17 protein-coding genes are annotated in these 16,955 nt (G+C 65.4%); 9 read left to right on the top strand and 8 right to left on the bottom strand.

Annotated elements, in window-relative coordinates; genetic code table 11:
* Positions 1-9: 9 nt before the first annotated feature.
* Entirely contained in the window at positions 10-648 is a 639-nt protein-coding gene (locus tag IVA78_RS14665) for a class I SAM-dependent methyltransferase (protein ID WP_247306944.1), read from the bottom strand.
* A 263-nt stretch (positions 649-911) separates the two neighbouring features.
* Positions 912-2,093: a tRNA 2-thiouridine(34) synthase MnmA gene (gene mnmA / locus IVA78_RS14660; RefSeq protein ID WP_247466098.1), complete on the bottom strand. Its 1,182-nt coding sequence runs from the start codon at positions 2,091-2,093 to the stop codon at positions 912-914.
* A 346-nt stretch (positions 2,094-2,439) separates the two neighbouring features.
* Between mnmA and IVA78_RS14655 the strand changes: the two genes are divergently transcribed.
* The 9 genes from IVA78_RS14655 (at position 2,440) to IVA78_RS14615 (ending at position 12,180) form a co-directional block, all read left to right on the top strand.
* Entirely contained in the window at positions 2,440-4,071 is a 1,632-nt protein-coding gene (locus tag IVA78_RS14655) for a flagellar hook-length control protein FliK (RefSeq protein WP_247280366.1), read from the top strand.
* Between the two features lie 12 nt (positions 4,072-4,083).
* A complete protein-coding gene (locus tag IVA78_RS14650; protein ID WP_247280367.1) occupies positions 4,084-4,791 on the top strand; it encodes a flagellar hook capping FlgD N-terminal domain-containing protein in 708 nt (235 codons plus the stop codon).
* Between the two features lie 372 nt (positions 4,792-5,163).
* Positions 5,164-5,439 (top strand): DUF1153 domain-containing protein, encoded by a 276-nt coding sequence (locus IVA78_RS14645; protein ID WP_002714638.1) that lies wholly within the window; start codon positions 5,164-5,166, stop codon positions 5,437-5,439.
* A gap of 179 nt (positions 5,440-5,618) precedes the next feature.
* Positions 5,619-7,229 (top strand): flagellar basal-body MS-ring/collar protein FliF, encoded by a 1,611-nt coding sequence (gene fliF, locus IVA78_RS14640; protein ID WP_247280368.1) that lies wholly within the window; start codon positions 5,619-5,621, stop codon positions 7,227-7,229.
* A 32-nt stretch (positions 7,230-7,261) separates the two neighbouring features.
* Entirely contained in the window at positions 7,262-8,359 is a 1,098-nt protein-coding gene (gene fliG / locus IVA78_RS14635; protein WP_247280369.1) for a flagellar motor switch protein FliG, read from the top strand.
* A complete protein-coding gene (locus IVA78_RS14630) occupies positions 8,359-8,982 on the top strand; it encodes a FliH/SctL family protein (RefSeq protein WP_247280370.1) in 624 nt (207 codons plus the stop codon). The genes fliG and IVA78_RS14630 overlap by 1 nt, the downstream gene beginning before the upstream one ends.
* 3 nt (positions 8,983-8,985) lie before the next feature.
* Entirely contained in the window at positions 8,986-9,336 is a 351-nt protein-coding gene (fliN, locus tag IVA78_RS14625; protein ID WP_247280371.1) for a flagellar motor switch protein FliN, read from the top strand.
* Between the two features lie 54 nt (positions 9,337-9,390).
* The gene (locus tag IVA78_RS14620) at positions 9,391-10,776 is read left to right on the top strand and encodes a sigma-54 dependent transcriptional regulator (protein WP_247280372.1); all 1,386 of its coding nucleotides are present in this window, start codon (positions 9,391-9,393) and stop codon (positions 10,774-10,776) included.
* A gap of 255 nt (positions 10,777-11,031) precedes the next feature.
* Positions 11,032-12,180, top strand: coding sequence for a M20 family metallopeptidase (locus IVA78_RS14615; protein ID WP_247280373.1), 1,149 nt, complete (start codon positions 11,032-11,034; stop codon positions 12,178-12,180).
* 115 nt (positions 12,181-12,295) lie between these two features.
* On the opposite strand, the gene IVA78_RS14610 is transcribed toward IVA78_RS14615, so the two are convergent.
* The 6 genes from IVA78_RS14610 to IVA78_RS14585 all read right to left on the bottom strand — a co-directional run bounded on the left by IVA78_RS14610 (position 12,296) and on the right by IVA78_RS14585 (position 16,936).
* On the bottom strand, positions 12,296-12,451 hold the full coding sequence (locus tag IVA78_RS14610) for a hypothetical protein (RefSeq protein ID WP_247280374.1): 156 nt from the start codon (positions 12,449-12,451) through the stop codon (positions 12,296-12,298).
* Positions 12,452-12,546: 95 nt separating this feature from the next.
* Positions 12,547-13,128 (bottom strand): flavin reductase family protein, encoded by a 582-nt coding sequence (locus IVA78_RS14605; protein WP_247280375.1) that lies wholly within the window; start codon positions 13,126-13,128, stop codon positions 12,547-12,549.
* Between the two features lie 32 nt (positions 13,129-13,160).
* Entirely contained in the window at positions 13,161-13,997 is an 837-nt protein-coding gene (locus tag IVA78_RS14600; protein ID WP_247280376.1) for an ATP-binding cassette domain-containing protein, read from the bottom strand.
* A 7-nt stretch (positions 13,998-14,004) separates the two neighbouring features.
* The gene (gene ssuC / locus IVA78_RS14595; RefSeq protein WP_247280377.1) at positions 14,005-14,811 is read right to left on the bottom strand and encodes an aliphatic sulfonate ABC transporter permease SsuC; all 807 of its coding nucleotides are present in this window, start codon (positions 14,809-14,811) and stop codon (positions 14,005-14,007) included.
* Complete coding sequence (gene ssuD / locus IVA78_RS14590) at positions 14,808-15,986, bottom strand: FMNH2-dependent alkanesulfonate monooxygenase (protein WP_247466096.1); 1,179 nt, start codon at positions 15,984-15,986, stop codon at positions 14,808-14,810. Before ssuD ends, ssuC begins: the two co-directional genes overlap by 4 nt.
* Positions 15,983-16,936 carry a sulfonate ABC transporter substrate-binding protein gene (locus tag IVA78_RS14585; RefSeq protein ID WP_247280379.1) on the bottom strand — a complete coding sequence of 318 codons (954 nt, stop codon included), beginning with the start codon at positions 16,934-16,936 and terminating at the stop codon, positions 15,983-15,985. The genes ssuD and IVA78_RS14585 overlap by 4 nt, the downstream gene beginning before the upstream one ends.
* Positions 16,937-16,955 lie beyond the last annotated feature (19 nt).

Raw genomic sequence — 16,955 nt, 5'->3', positions numbered from 1 at the left:
CCCGCACGATCACGATTTGCGGTAGCGGATCAGCGAAAAATGTCCCATCGGCGGCATGGGGCGGCGCTCGGCAAGCGTGACGCCGCCGTGCCTTGCGGCCCAGTTGACGAGGCGGGCCCACGGGAATTCCGGGCGCCAGCCGAGGCGGCGGGCGACGGGTGCGAAGGCGAGCTCGAACAGCTTTCGCGGTCCGCTCTCGGCGCCGATGTGGTTGACGAGGATCAGTTCGCCCCCGGGCTTCAAGACACGCACGAACTCGTCGAGCGTGCCTTCGGGATCGGGCACGGCGGTGATGACATATTGCGCAACCACCGCGTCGAAGAAATTTTCGGGGAAGGCGAGATTCTTCGCGTCCATCACCGAGAGCACTTCGACGTTGGAGAGCCTGAGCGCACGCACACGCGCCTGCGCCTTGCGCAACATCGGCTCGGAGATGTCGACGCCGCAGATTTTCGTGGTGCGCGCATAATCCGAGAGCGACAGGCCGGTGCCGACGCCGACGTCGAGGATGCGGCCGCCGATGCGGTCGGCCTCCGCGATAGTCGACTGCCGTCCGGCGTCGAACACCTTGCCGAACACGAGATCATAGACCGGCGCCCAGCGGCCATAGGCCTTCTCGACCCCGGCCCGCGAGATGTCTGCTGCCATGCCCCCTGCCCCGGATACTTAAAGCGAAAAGAGTCTTGGTTGAATTGGTGAAGGCCGCGGGCTCAGTCCACCTCTCCCATAAGGAGAGATCGGATCGCATCGAAAGATGCGATCCGGGTGAGGGGTTGCGGTCTTAATCACAGCCGCGGCCCCTCACCCGGATTGCCCTGGACCATGCTTGGCATCGCCAGCAGCAATCCGACCTTTCCCCTCCGGGGAGAGGTGAACCCAGACCGACCGCTTGTGCTTGATATCGTCATCCGTCAGCCGCGGACCGCCTCAGCAAGCGGCCTTGCCGTGCTGCTCGCAAGCTTCGCCGCGGCGCTCTGAATAAAACCGCCGCCGAGCACGCGCGCCTGTCCGCCAGGTGCGTCGTAGAACACGCAGGCCTGGCCCGGCGAGACGCCCTCCTCGCCGGCGACGAGCTCGACCTCGTAATGGCCATTGCCGCCGCGCAGCCACGCCGGCTGGGGGCTGCGGGTCGAGCGCACGCGCACGAACATTTCGAGGCCGCCGCCGATGGCGCCGTCGATATCGCCATCGCCGATCCAGTTGACGTCGCGCAGCACGATGCGGTGCATCTTCAGGGCATCGCGCGGACCGACCACGACGCGGCGGTTTGCGGCATCCAGCCGCACTACGAACAGCGGCGCGGTCGCCGCGATGCCAAGGCCGCGGCGCTGGCCGACGGTGAAATTGGCGATGCCGTTGTGCTGGCCGAGCACGCGTCCGTCGAGATCGACGATGTCGCCGGGGTCCATCGCGTTCGGCCTCAGCCGGGTGATGATGTCGGTGTAGCGCCCGGTCGGCACGAAGCAGATGTCCTGGCTGTCGTGCTTGTCGGCGACCGCGAGCCCAAACCGGCGCGCGAGCTCGCGCGTCTGCGGCTTGGTCATGTCGCCGAGCGGAAAGCGCAGGAAGCCGAGCTGCTCGCGCGTGGTCGCGAACAGGAAATAGCTCTGGTCGCGGTCGCTGTCGGCTGCGCAGACCAGCGCGCGCGAGCCGTCATTGAGGCGCCGCGATGCGACGTAATGGCCGGTGGCGAGCGCGGTGGCGCCCAGTTCGCGCGCGGTCTTCAGAAGATCGCGGAACTTGACCGAGCGGTTGCACTCGATGCACGGCACCGGCGTCTCGCCGAGCGCGTAAGAGTCGGCAAAGTTGTCGATGACGGATTCGCGAAAACGGTCCTCGTAGTCGAGCACGTAATGGGGAATGCCGAGCTTGGCGCCGACGTCGCGGGCGTCGTGGATGTCTTGGCCGGCGCAGCAGGCGCCCTTGCGATGGGTCGCGGCACCATGATCGTAGAGCTGGAGCGTGATGCCGACCACGTCGTAGCCCTCAGCCTTGAGCAGCGCAGCCGTCGTCGAGGAATCGACGCCGCCCGACATGGCAACGACGACCCTGGTATCCTCAGGACGGCCTTCGAGATCCAGACTGTTGAGCATCGGCCTTAGGTTCTGACGGCAGCGCGCGGCGCATCCGCGATTTCTTGCTTCTCGCGGGACATCGGCGATCCCCGGGAACTTCAGTTCCCGAAAGGCACGAGGGCCCCCGGTCGAAAGCGGCTGAGAGTGACCTCTTTAATATAGGCGGCATTCCGGTGAAGCAATCACGCGGGCGGCCAGCTGAGGGCAATTCTTGCCGGGGAGGCAGAAATGACGGGGTCGCGGCAGGCGATCGGCGGCCGCACCAAGACATCAAAGTATTGATTTTATTGCCGAAACACCCAGGAAGGGACCCTGGCCCGCTCCTTGCTACCCTCATGCCATAGAAGTTTCCAAGGGGTCTCCTGTGGTTGGTCGGACATCAGATGTCGTGGCAAGCGTGCAAGTCCAAAGCGCGCAGCAGAAGCCTGCCCGGTCGCAAGCCGCGAAAGACGCGTCCGCGGCCGATTCCTTCGGCTCGCTGGTCGACAGCAACACCCAGGCAATCAGCAACAATACAGGCTCGCAGGCGCAGGACACCGTGCCGCGCCGGAGCGACTCTGCTTCGTCGCCCTCCTTGGACAGAAATGCGCGCGACACCTCGTCCGCGGACGAGCCCTCGCAGAGCAGGGCGAGTGATGGCGCCGACGCGTCGGCGCCCGCCAAGACCGATGACGAGAACGACAAGACGAGCGACACGATGGCCGATCCGGCCAAGGACGCCGGCAAGACCAAGGACAAGGCGGAGGCCTCCGACGCCGAATCGGCGGACAAGTCCGACGAGACCAAGGGAAACAAGACCGACGGCACCGACACTCTTACCGCCGCCGTCGACGCGACTACCGCCGCAACGACCGATGCGAGCCAGATCGCCGTGCCCGATCCGAACGCGGTCGTCGCTGCCGCCCCGGTCGTGCCAGTCGATCCGGCTGCGAACCAGGCCACCAACGCGGCCTCCCCCTTGACCATCGCCGCCGCCGGCCTCGCCGCGAGCGCCTCCACCGCAGCACAGATCCAGGGCGCCAAGACCGACAGTGCCACCGCGGGCGACAAGAGCGCCAAGACCGCGAGCGCCAAGGTCGATGCGGACACCACGACCACGCTCGGCGAGACCGCGACCGGCACGAGCGAAGCCACCGCGACCGATGCGAAAGCCAATGGCGGCCTGATCGCCGTGGACCAGGGCACGCCGAAGACCTCGTTCAAGGCCGCGGCCACGGCGCAAGCCCAGACCGACATCTCCAATATCGGCCAGGGCACCGGCAAGGCAAACGCCGCCACGCCACCAGCAGCGGGCGCAGCGACCCTCGACGCCGCCGCGCCTCCGCAGGCCGCCAGGGCGCAGGCAGATGACGGAACGGCTGACGCCAAGGCAGCCGGCACCGAGCGCACCGCTGATGCGGCATCCGGCGCGTCCGCCACGCACGCTCATGCGGGGCCGCAGCCAACTGTCGCCACGACGGATACCAGCGCACAAGCCACCTCGGCCGTGCAGGCGCCGCTGACCAATACCACCTCGGCTGCGACCGCATCGACCGCGACGCTCACCGCGAGCGCGGCAAGCCACACGACGGTGCCGATCAGCGGCGTCCCGATCGAGATCGCGGCCGCGATACGCGCCGGCAAGTCGCGGTTCGACATCAGCCTCGATCCGATCGATCTCGGCAGGATCGACGTCCGCATCAATGTCGACCGCAACGGCCAGGTCACCTCGCATCTCACCGTGGAGAAGCCGGAGACCCTGCAAATGCTGCGTCAGGACGCGCCGCAACTGCAGCGCGCGCTCGACGATGCCGGCTTCAAGACCGGCAGCAACGGGTTGTCCTTCAGCCTGCGCGACCAGAATTCATCCAACCAGAACTCCGGCCAGGACAACGACAATGGCGGCAATGCCCGCCGGCTGATCATCAGTGAGGACGAAACCGTTGCAGCCGTGCCCGTCGGGCGCAGCTACGGCCGCATGCTCGGATCGAGCAGCGGCGTCGACATCAGAGTGTAAGGAGTGTTCGACATGGCCACCACGAATGCCGCCACCGCCCCTTCCGTCGTCTCCGGGACGACCGACATCCCCAAGTCCTCGTCGAGCTCGAGCCTGGGCTCGTCCACCGGCGCGACGCTCGCCGGCAATTTCCAGACGTTCCTGACGCTGCTGACGACGCAGCTGCAGAACCAGAACCCGCTCGATCCGCTCGACACCAACCAGTTCACTCAGCAGCTGGTGCAGTTCGCCGGCGTCGAGCAGCAGCTCAAGACCAACGATTCGCTGGCCCAGCTCGTCACCCTCCAGCAGACCACGCAGGCAACCCAGGCGCTGGGCTTCGTCGGCAAGACCGCCCTGGTCGACGGCTCGACCGCGACCATGAAGAACTCGTCGGCGACCTGGCATCTCAACGTGCCCTCCGATTCGACCGTCGACATCACCGTCGCAAATGCCAGCGGTCAGACCGTGTTCACCGGCAAATATACCGCCGCCGCCGGCACCGACATCCCCTTCACCTGGAACGGCATGGGCAATGACGGCACGCAATGGCCCGACGGCAAGTACACGATCTCGGCCACGGGCAAGGATGTAGCGAACAACACTGTCGGCATCGCCGCGCAGGTGCAAGGCACGGTATCGTCGGTCGACCTGACCCAGTCGCCGCCGCTGCTCACCATCGACGGCGCCAGCTACACCCTGAGCCAGGTGAAGAGCATCATCGCCACCGCCAGCAATTAAGAGAGGTGCCGCTACACACTCGGTGTCGTTCCGGCGAAAGCCAAGACCTTACCGCGTGATCCATCGATGAGGCCCTGGTAGCAGCACCACTTTTCTCACCCAGGAGTCCTCGCCAAGCTGCTGGGGTCGCGACCTTCGCCGGGACGACAATTCGGGGCCTCCCAACCCCGCGCTCAGGCCTCGTTCGTTAGTAAAGCATTTACGAAATGCCTCCTGACCGGCCTGGACGCCCCCGTCCCGCCCGCGGAGACGAGCGCGTTCCAGCCAGTTTCAACGAGAATTGTATTGAAGCCTTAGGCTTAGCGGATTTTTAAGCCGCGACGCGTAGGGTTACTGGCGTGAGTTCAGTGGTTGAGAGTTTGTGAGTACGCCATGACAGAACCCCATCGCCCGAGGGTAAAATACGTCATCGGGCCGGACGGCAGTCCGTTGACGATCGCGGATCTGCCTGCACCCGGCACCAAACGCTGGGTCATCCGCCGCAAGGCCGAGGTCGTCGCCGCCGTCCGTGGCGGACTTCTCTCCCTCGAGGAGGCCTGTAGCCGTTATACCCTGACGGTCGACGAATTCCTCTCCTGGCAGTTTTCCATCGACCAGCACGGTCTGGCGGGTCTTCGCACCACCCGCATCCAGCAATATCGCCAGTAAGCGATCCGGAAACCTGCGGCTTTTGACGAAAATCGGCCTCGCGAGGCCGATTTTTTTCATGACGTTAACTTTTGTCCGACCTCTTAACCGTCGTTAACCATATCGAAACCATCACCTAGGCAATAATTGCCCACTCGGCCTTTCCAGTGAAAGCGGCCGAAGCTGGTTGGGGCGGTTGCTTGCAAGGTCTTGCGGACTTTTTGAAAAGTATCGGAGCCGCCCGATTCGGGGCGATGATCGCGGTCACCGCCGCGCTCATCGGCTTTTTCGCGTTCGTCATCATGCGCGTGACCACGCCGCAGATGACGACCCTGTTCACGGACCTCAGCGTCGAGGATTCCTCGGGCATCATCAAGGACCTGGAACGCCAGGGTATCCCGTTCGAGATCCGCAACGAGGGCTCCATCATCATGGTGCCCAAGGACAAGGTCACGCGCCTGCGGATGAAGCTCGCCGAGGGCGGCCTGCCGAAGGGGGGCGGCGTCGGCTACGAGGTGTTCGACAAGTCGGACGCGCTCGGCACCACCTCTTTCGTCCAGAACATCAATCACCTTCGCGCCCTGGAGGGCGAGCTCGCCCGCACCATCCGCGCCATTGACCGCATCCAGGCCGCCCGCGTCCACCTCGTGTTGCCCGAGCGCCCGCTGTTCGCGCGCGAGGCGCCAGAGCCGTCGGCCTCGATCGTGGTCCGCGTCCGCGGCTCACTGGAAGCCCAGCAGATCCGCGCCATCCGCCACCTCGTCGCCTCCGCCGTCAACGGGCTGAAGCCGCAGCGGGTCTCAATCGTCGACGAGGCCGGCCAGCTGCTCGCCGACGGCGCCGCGACCGATCCGGAGCAGGCGGTCGGCGACGAGCGCCGCATCGCCTTCGAGAAGCGGATGCGCAAGCAGGTCGAGGACATCGTCTCCTCCGTGGTCGGCTCGGGACGCGCCCGCGTGCAGCTCTCCGCCGATTTCGACTTCAACAAGGTCACCCAGACCTCGGACAAATTCGACCCCGAAGGCCGCGTGCTGCGCTCGAGCCAGACTCGTGAAGAGCAGAGCATGACCGCCGACAACAACGGCCAGGTCACCGTCAACAACGAGCTGCCCGGCAACCAGCAGAACAACGGCGTCGCGGCCAAGGACCAGAGCAAGAAGAGCGAAGAGACCAACAATTACGAGATCTCCCGCATCACCAAGACCGAAGTGACCGAGGCCGGCCGGGTGAACCGCATCTCGGTCGCGGTGCTGGTCGACGGCATCTACTCCAAAAACGACAAAGGCGAGCTCGCCTATCAAGACCGCACCAAGGAGCAGCTCGACCGCATCGCAGCGCTGGTGCGCTCGGCGATCGGCTTTGACCAGAAGCGCGGCGACCAGGTCGAGGTCGTCAATCTGCGCTTTGCCGACGCCCCCTCTACAGCGCCGATCGGCGAGCCTGGCGGCTTCCTCGGCATGCTCCAGTTCACCAAGGACGACGTCATGTACTTCGTCGAGCTCGGCGTGATGATGCTGCTCGGCCTGGTCGTGCTGTTCCTGGTGATCCGCCCGCTGGTCAAGCGCATCCTGGCCTCCGACGAGATGGCTGCCGCAATCTCCGGCGTGCTCAGCGGCCCGGCGGGCTCCGAAGAGGCCGTGCCCGCCGGCCAGCCGCTCCTGCCGAACGCCGCCGCAAGCGCGATCGACGTCGCCACCATCCAGGGCCAGGTCCACGCCCAGTCTGTTCATCGCGTCGGCGAGCTCGCCGAGCGCAATCCCAACGAAACCGTCGCCATCATCCGCCAGTGGCTGACCGAACCCGCGAAATAACCCCAGCCAACTGAATCAAAAAGTGATCTGACATGGCCGCCGCATTGCAAAACGCCAACAGCAACGACATCACCAGCGTGATCTCCACGCTCGGTCAGCGGGCCAACACCCGTGCCAAGGACGGCAGGCCGGCCGAGCAATTGTCCGGACCGAAGCGCGCCGCGATCCTGATGCTGGCGCTGGGCGAGCAATATGGCGGCAAGATCTGGTCGCTGCTCGACGACGACGAGGTGCGCCAGCTCTCGCTGGAGATGTCGACGCTCGGCACCGTCGAGGTCGACACCGTCGAGGACATGCTGCTCGAATTCGTCTCGCGCATGTCGGCCTCGGGCGCGCTGATGGGCAATTTCGACGCCACTGAGCGGCTGCTCCAGCAGTACCTGCCGCCGGAGCGCGTCAACGGCATCATGGACGAGATCCGCGGCCCCGCCGGCCGCAACATGTGGGAAAAGCTCTCCAACGTGCAGGAAGAGGTGCTCGCGAACTATCTCAAGAACGAATATCCGCAGACCATCGCGGTGGTGCTGTCGAAGCTGAAGCCGGAGCACGCCGCCCGTGTGCTCGGCATCTTCCCCGAGGAACTCGCGCTCGACGTCGTCAACCGCATGCTGAAGATGGAAGCGGTGCAGAAGGAGGTGATCGAGAGCGTGGAGAAGACGCTGCGCACCGAGTTCATGTCCAACCTGTCGCAGACCCGCCGCCGCGACGCCCACGAGGTGATGGCGGAAATCTTCAACAATTTCGACCGCCAGACCGAGACCCGCTTCATCACGTCGCTGGAAGAGGACAACCGGGAATCGGCCGAGCGCATCAAGGCGCTGATGTTCACCTTCGACGACCTCGTCAAGCTGGATTCCGGCTCGGCCCAGACCCTGATGCGCAATGTCGACAAGGACAAGCTCGGCGTCGCGCTCAAGAGCGCCAACGAGGACGTCCGCAGCTTCTTCTTCGGCAACATGTCATCGCGCGCGGCCAAGATGCTCCAGGACGACATGGCGGCGATGGGCCCCGTGCGTCTGCGTGATGTCGACGAAGCGCAGGCGCTGCTCGTCAACCTCGCCAAGGACCTCGCCGCCAAGGGCGAGATCATGCTGACCAAGAACCGCGCCGACGACGAGCTGGTGTACTGATGGGCGCTCCGGCAAAATTCCTGTTCGATACCGACTTCGCCGCACCCGAACGCTCGAGCCGCGAGAAACCCGCGACGGCGGCCGAGATCGCCCAGAAGATCGCGGAAGCCGAGGCACGCGCCTATCAGGACGGCTTTGCCGCCGGCCAGCGCGAGGCCAAGGCCGAGAGCGACCGCCGCGTTGCGCTGGCCATGGAGGAGATCAACATCGCGATCCGGGGCATCGCCTCCGGGATCGGCAACATCGAGTCCAAGATGGAGACCGAGGCTGTCGACGTCGCGCTCGCGGTGGCCCGCAAACTGTGCGCCGATCTGGTCGCCGCCGAGCCGCTCGGCGAGATCGTCGCACTCGTCAAGGACTGCTTCTCGCATTTGGTGGCGACGCCGCATCTCGTCGTCCGCATCAACGACGCGCTCTACGACGCTGCGCGCGACAAGATCGAGCGGCTCGCCAAGCAGAGCGGCTTCGAGGGCCGGCTGGTGATCCTGGCTGAGCCGGAGATTGCCACCGGCGACTGCCGAATCGAATGGGCCGATGGCGGCGTCGTGCTGGAGCGCGGCGCCATCGCGGCCAAGATCGACGAAATGGTCGGACGCTACATCGCGTCCCGCAGGGGGAATTAAGCCATGAGCGACACCGACGGACAGGTCCCGCTGCCCGATCTCAACGGCCCGATGCCGCCGACCGGTACCGATGTCGGCTACACCGAGGACGAATATGCCTCGCGCGTTGCTGCCGACCTCGAAGCCGTGTTCGACGTGCCGGTGCAGGTCTCGGCCGTGCTCGGCCGCTCCAAGATGGACGTCGGCGAGCTCTTGAAGCTCGGGCCCGGCACCGTGCTCGAGCTCGACCGCCGCGTCGGCGAGGCCATCGACATCTACGTCAACAACCGGCTCGTCGCCCGCGGCGAGGTGGTGCTGGTCGAAGATAAGCTCGGCGTGACCATGACCGAAATCATCAAGACCGAACGCGGTTAGCACAAATAAAGACAATGACGCGCAACGGCGCGACCAGACGGACAGGAGACTGACATGCGGCTTCTCATCGTTGGCACCTTGAAGGGCCAGCTCACCACGGCCACCAAGATCGCGATGGAGAACGGCGCCACCGTGACCCATGCTGAGGATCACGAGCAGGCGATGCGCGTCCTGCGCAGCGGCAAGGGGGCCGACCTCCTGCTGGTCGACGTCGCGCTCGACATCCGCGACCTCGTGATTCGGCTGGAGGCGGAGCACATCCACGCTCCGATCGTCGCCTGCGGCATCACCAACGACGCCCGCGCCGCGGTCGCCGCGATCCATGCCGGCGCCAAGGAATACATCCCGCTGCCGCCGGATCCGGAGCTGATCGCGGCGGTGTTGGGTGCCGTTGCCAACGATTCCCGCGAGCTGGTCTATCGCGACGAGGCGATGGCCAAGGTGATCAAGCTTGCCCAGCAGATCGCAGGCTCCGACGCCTCGGTGATGATCACCGGCGAGTCCGGCACCGGCAAGGAAGTGCTGGCCCGTTACGTCCACACCCGCTCGGCCCGCGCCAAGCGTCCGTTCATCTCGATCAACTGCGCCGCTATCCCTGAGCATCTGCTGGAATCCGAGCTGTTCGGCCACGAGAAGGGCGCCTTCACCGGAGCGATCGCCCGCCGCATCGGCAAGTTCGAGGAGGCGACGGGGGGCACGCTGCTGCTCGACGAAATCTCGGAGATGGACGTCCGCTTGCAATCGAAGCTGCTGCGCGCCATCCAGGAGCGCGTGATCGATCGCGTCGGCGGCACCAAGCCTGTCGCCGTCGACATCCGCATCATCGCGACCTCGAACCGCAATTTGGCTGAGGCCGTGCGCGAAGGCACGTTCCGCGAGGATCTGCTGTTCCGTCTCAACGTCGTGAATTTGAAGATCCCGCCGCTGCGCGAGCGCCCCGCCGACATCCTCGAGCTCGCCCAGCACTTCGTGAAGAAATATGCCGAGGCCAACGGCGTGCCGCTGCGCCCGATTTCGGCGGAGGCGCGCCGCGTGCTCTCCACCAACCGCTGGCAGGGCAACGTCCGCGAGCTCGAAAACACCATGCATCGCGCGGTGCTGATGGCGCAGGGCGACGAGATCGGCGCCGACGCAATCATCACGCCGGATGGTGACCGCCTCGACCTCGCCAGGACCGCGCCGGCCGTGGCGCATGCGACAATGGCCGCCGAGCAGGTGACACGTGCGCTCGTGGGCCGCACCGTCGCCGATGTCGAGCGCGACCTCATCCTGGAGACGCTGAAGCACTGCCTCGGCAACCGCACCCATGCCGCCAACATCTTAGGAATCTCAATCCGCACGCTGCGCAACAAGCTCAACGAATACGCCGACGGCGGCATCCCGATCCCGCCCGCAGGCACCCCGGGCGAATATCCGCGCATGCCGATGGTAGGGGCGTAGGCGGCGCTCACGCTGATCGAGAATGTAGATGCCCGGGCCGGTCCCGGGCACTTTGTTTGACGCAGGCTGCCAACCTCGTCATTGCGAGCGCAGTGAAGCAATCCAGAATCCCTCCGCGGCGACACTCTGGATTGCTTCGCTTCGCTCGCAATGACGAACCTCAAGAGCATCCTTCGCATGACGGAACCGCGTCCCGTGGCTAGGCCATCCGCGCGCCAAGCACTATAACTCCGCGAGAACCACACGAGGATAAACATGTCGGAAGCTCAAATCACGGACTGGCTGGCGTCGCAGCGGCAGGCGATGATCGATCTGTTGCGCGATGTCGTGAACATCGATTCCGGATCCTACGACAAGGAAGGTGTCGATGCGGTCGGTGCGCGGTTCGAGCGGCATTTTTCCGAGCTTGGCATTCCGTTCCGCCGCGAAAGCCACGGCACGTTTGGCGACGCGATCCATGCCGAAGTCGCAAAGCCCGGCAGCAACGAGAAGCCGGTGCTGTTGATGGGGCATCGCGACACCGTGTTCGGCAAGGGCGAGGCCGGACGGCGTCCGTTCACCATCAGGGACGGCCGCGCCTATGGACCCGGCGTGGCCGACATGAAGTCCGGGCTCGTCATGAACGTGTTCGTGGCGACCGCCTTCCACAAGTTCGGCGGCAATCCGCATCCAATCAAGCTGCTGATCACCTCGGACGAGGAGATCGGCTCGCCCTCCTCGCGGCCGGTGATCGAGCGCGAAGGACGCGCCGCGCGCGCCGTGTTCAACGCCGAGCCGGGCCGCCCCACGGGGAATATCGTCACCGGGCGCAAGGGCGGCATCTTCATGCATTTCGCCATCACCGGCAAAGCCGCCCATTCCGGCGCCAATTTCGCCGCCGGCGTCAGCGCGATCGGCGAGCTCGCGCACAAGATCGTGCAGATCCACGCGCTGACCAATCTCGACAAGGGTATCACGCTCAACGTCGGCTTGGTCTCGGGCGGACAATCCGTCAACACCACGGCGCCTTACGCGGAAGGCCAGATCGATCTGCGCTATGTCGATCCCGCAGACCGCGCGACGGTGATGACCGCGATCGAGCAGATCATCGCGACGCCCTATGTGCCAGGCACCAGCGCGACGCTGACCATCAAGGGCGAGTTCGTGCCGGTGGTGCAGAGCGCGGAGTCGAAAGCGCTGTTTGACGGCTATCGGGCCGCCGCCAGAGAGGTTGGCCTTGCCACGCTCCAGGGCGAGTTCTCGGGCGGCTGCGCCGATTCCGGCTTCACCGCCGCGGTGGGCACGCCGACCATCTGCGGCCTTGGCCCGGTCGGCGGGCTCGCGCACACGCCGGAGGAATATCTCGAGCTCGACAGCATCGTGCCGCGCGCGCAGGCGCTCGCGCTGGCGATTCTAAGAGGGTGAGGGAGGCGCCGTAGGGTGGGCAAAGGCGCGCCTGCGCCGTGCCCACCATTTGGCTTCGCTGGGTAGAAGTGGTGGGCACGCTTCGCTTTGCCCACCCTACGAGACCCGCCAAACTCTACGAATAACTCGGCGCGTCGGGCCTGCGGAAGATGTGGATGGGGTCGCCCGGCACGATCGGTTCGCCGCTGAACATCGCGTAGGCGTAGAGCACGAGATAGGCAATCGCGAGCGCGCCGATGGCGTAGAAGGCCCAGGTCGCGACGCGCTTCATCCATCCGCTCCATTGCCGCCCCCGATCCGGAAGGCTCAGGCGCTTCTAAAGCGGTGGCGGGGAAAACGCCAGCCTTGCGCGAGCGATGGCGGCGATCAAATGCCGCGCCGGGCGCGCGCAGGGACGCTGACGTCTGCAAGCTTGACCGCGTCTTCGTCCTGGTCGACGGCCACGTACTGGCCGTGCCAATAAGCCAGCGCCGCAGTCCGCCTCGAGCTCTTGATATCCCTGACACGGCCGATGACTATGCCGTGCGAATGCCGCTCGATGATCTCCTCGACCTCGCAATCGAACGCCGACAAGGCGCCGACCAGGAGCGGAACGCCCGACACCGCCCTCACCCATTGGGCGCCCGCGAAACGGTCGGCGCCCTTCAACCCGCCCTTGCCGGCAAAACGTTCGGCGACATCGAGCTGATCGGCATTGAGGATATTCACGCCGAAGGCACCATGGCGGCGGATCAGCGGAAAGGACGAGGCATCGCGATTGATGCTGACCAGCAGCGTCGGCGGCTCGACCGACAGCGAGGTCACCGAGGTCACCGTCATGCCGCTGATGTCGCTGCCCCGCCCGGCGGTGATGACGCTGACGCCGCCGGTGAGATGGCGCAAGGCGCCGCGGAAATCGGCGGACGAGACGGGGATTTCGGTCATGAGATCGCGGGGCACTACATTCATGGCGTTGCTCCCCCAAGCGGGGTTCCCTGTATTTAGGTACGATCGTCCGCCGATAACAGGTGGTTCAGGATCGAGCCTTCGAGGCCCGCAAGCTCAGCTGAGCCACGCTGGCGCGGCCGGGCCGCGTTAACCGTGACGTCATGAGCGATCCGGCCCTCCTCGATCACCAGCACCCGGTCTGCGAGCGCGACGGCCTCGGAGACGTCGTGGGTGACAAGGATCGCGGTAAAGCCCTGGTCGCGCCAGACGCGTTCCAAAAGGCGCTGCATCGAAATCCGGGTCAGCGCGTCCAGCGCACCGAGCGGCTCGTCGAAGGCGAGCACGCGCGGCCGGGAGACCAGCGCGCGACCGAGTGCGACGCGCTGCTTCTGGCCGCCCGACAGCACCGAGGGCCATTGGTCGCGCTTCTCGGCCAGCCCGACCTCGCTCAGGGCTTTCTCGGCGCGCGCATGCGCATCCTCCGACGCGCGATCGCGGCCGAGCCCGACCTCGACATTGGCGAGCACACGCGCCCAGGGCAACAGCCGCGGCTCCTGGAACATGACGCGGATGTCCTCGGGCTGGATATCCTGGCCGAAGCTGATGCTGCCGGCGTCGATCTTCTCCAGGCCGGCGATGAGGCGCAGCAGCGTGCTCTTGCCGCAGCCGCTCTTGCCGACGATGGCGACGAACTGGCCGGCGGGAATGTGCAAATCGATGCCGCGCAGCACCTCGTTGTCGCCGAAGGATTTGCGCAAGCCCCGGATGCTGAGCGGCAAACCCGCGGCAGTCGCCGGGCGCTCCTCGCGCACCATACGGGCATGTGGCGCGAAATTGGCGCGGCTGGCGAGGTCGGTTTCCGGAAGGGAGCTACGAAGCGCTGTCTGCATGTCACTCTCAACGTTTCTGGAAGGCGGGGTGCCAAGAGAGCGTCAGGCGCTCCAGCACGCGGGAGGCACTGTCGGCGAGCTTGCCAAGCAGGGCATAGATCAGGATCGAAAGCACGACGACGTCGATCAGCATGAACTCGCGCGCCTGCATCGCCATGTAGCCGAGGCCCGAGGACGCCGCGATGGTCTCGGCGACGATCAGGGTCAGCCACATGATTCCGAGCGCGAAGCGGATGCCGACGAAGATCGAGGGCAGCGCGCCCGGGAAGATCACCCGGCGAAACAATTCGCCATCGGTCATGCCGTAGATGCGGCCCATCTCGATCAGCTGCGGATCGACCGTGCGTATGCCGTGCAGCGTGTTGAGGTAGATCGGGAAGAAGACTCCGAGTACCACCAGGAACAGCTTTGCGCTCTCGTCGATGCCGAACCACAGGATGACCAGCGGGATCAGCGCCAGATGCGGCACGTTGCGCACCATCTGCAGCGTGGTGTCGGTGAGCTTGGCCGAGAGCTGCGACAGGCCGTTGGCGAGCCCGAACGCGAAGCCGATGCTGCCGCCGATCAAGAAGCCGATCGAGGCGCGCCAGAACGAGACCCAGATGTTGCGGACGAGCTCGCCGGAGAGCAGCAGCTTCCAGCCTGCGAGCATGACGTCGCTGGGCGCCGGCAGAACCCGCGTCGGCACGAAGCCAGTGACGCTCGCGACCTGCCAGATCGCGATGATGGCGAGCGGCACGATCCACTGAATGAGGCCGTCTGCCCGCGGCAGGCGTACGCTGCGCGGAAGGGCAATGCTGTCGATCACGCTCATGATTGCGACACCCGATGCTGCGGACGGAAATCGCTGCCGACCGTTTCGCCGAAGGGACCGCCGTTGAAGTGCAGCTTCGTCACGTTGCTGGGCTGCTCCAGCGAGAGCAGCGGGAGGACCAGCTCGGCAAAGCGATAGGCTTCCTCCAGATGCGGGTAGCCCGACATGATGAAGGTATCGATGCCGAGGTCCTGATACTCCCTGATGCGCGTTGCGACGGTCTGGGCATCGCCGACCAGCGCCGTGCCGGCGCCGCCGCGCACGAGGCCGACGCCGGCCCACAGGTTCGGAGCGATCTCCAGCTTGTCGCGCCTGCCGCCGTGGAGCTGCGCCATGCGCTGCTGGCCGACGGAGTCCATACGGGCAAAATTCTTCTGCGCCAGCGCGATGGTCTCGTCGCTGACATGCTTGATCAGCTCGTTCGCGGCACGCCAGGCCGCTTCATTGGTCTCGCGGACGATCACGTGAAGCCGGATCCCGAAGGACAATTTTCTGCCGCGCGCGGCGGCGACGTCCCTCACCTTCGCGATCTTCTCGGCAACAAGAGCCGGCGGCTCGCCCCAGGTGAGATATTTGTCCACGGTGTCCACCGCGACATCGATGCCGGCATCCGACGAACCGCCGAAATAGAGCGGCGGGCGCGGCGACTGCACCGGCGGAAACAAGAGCTTGCCGCCCTCGATATGGATATGCTTGCCCTCGGCATTGACGGTCTTGCCGGCGAGCAGATCGCCATAGACGTTGAGGAACTCGCGGGTGACCTCGTAGCGCTCGTCATGGCCGAGGAAAATGCCGTCGCCCTTGTTCTCGACGGGATCGCCGCCCGTGACGACGTTGACGAGAAGCCGACCGTTCGAGATGCGATCGAGCGTCGCCGTCATGCGTGCGGCCACGCTCGGCGATTGCAGGCCCGGACGAACGGCCACGAGATAGCGCAGCCGCTCGGTGAACGGCGCCACTGAGGAGGCAACGATCCAGGAATCCTCGCAAGACCGCCCCGTCGGCAGCAGCACGCCGAAATAGCCGAGCTGATCGGCGGCCTGGGCGATCTGGCGCAGATAGTTGAAATTGACCTCACGGCCGCCGATGCCGGTGCCGAGATAGCGGCCGTCGCCGTGGGTCGGCAGAAACCAGAGGATGTTGGCGTTCGCTTGCTTACTCATGGTGTTGCTCATGATCCTGGTTTCCGAGCCAGGTCGGAAATCTTGATGGATTTGGGGATCAGGCCCAGCGCGAAGAACGCGTCGGCAACCTGCTGCTGGTCGGCGATGACGGCATCGGTGATCGGCTTGACGCCGTAGGCCTGCCGCTTCAGCGCCACTTCGACCACGGGGACCGACAAGCCGATCGACGGCGCGAGCTGCTCGGCCACCGCATGGATGTCGCCCCTGGCCCAGTCGTCGACCGCGCTCAGCTCCGTGAGCACGGTGTCGACGATCTTCGGGTTGGCTTCGAGGAATTTCTTGGAGGAGAAATAGAACTGGTAGTTGGCGACGATGTCGGTGCCGTCGGCCAAGGTGCGCGCACCGGTGGCCGCTTCCGCTGCGGCCTGGAATGGATCCCAGATCACCCAGGCATCGACCGCGCCGCGCTCGAACGCGGCGCGTGCATCGGCCGGCGCCAGGAACACCGGCTCGACTTCCGAATATTTGACACCCGCCTTCTCCAGCGCCTTGACCAGAAGATAGTGGACGTTGGAGCCCTTGTTCAGCGCGACCTTCCTGCCCCTGAGGTCGGCGACCGACTTCAGCGGGCTGTTCCTCGGCACCAAGATCGCTTCGCCCTTCGGCGCCGGCGGCTCATAGGCGACATACTGGATCGGGGCGCCGGCGGCCTGCGCGAAGATCGGCGGAGCTTCGCCGGTGTTGCCGAAGTCGATTGCGCCGACATTGAGCGCTTCGAGCAGCGGCGGACCGGAGGGGAATTCGGTCCACACCACCTTGTAGCCATCGGCGGCGAGCTTCGGTTCCAGCGTGCCCTTGCTCTTGAGCAGCACCAGCTTGCCGTATTTCTGATAGCCGATGCGGATCACCTTGTCCTGCCCGTAGGAGGTGCCGACCGCGGCGGCGACGATGCCGATCGACAGCACGATGGCCGCGATCAGACGCTGAATGATACGCCTCATGTTCAAACCTTTTGAAATG

This window comes from Bradyrhizobium sp. 137 (assembly GCF_023074095.1).
Taxonomy (GTDB): domain Bacteria; phylum Pseudomonadota; class Alphaproteobacteria; order Rhizobiales; family Xanthobacteraceae; genus Bradyrhizobium.
The sequence above is the reverse complement of the archived record's forward strand: the minus strand, read 5'-3'. Positions and strand labels throughout refer to the sequence as shown.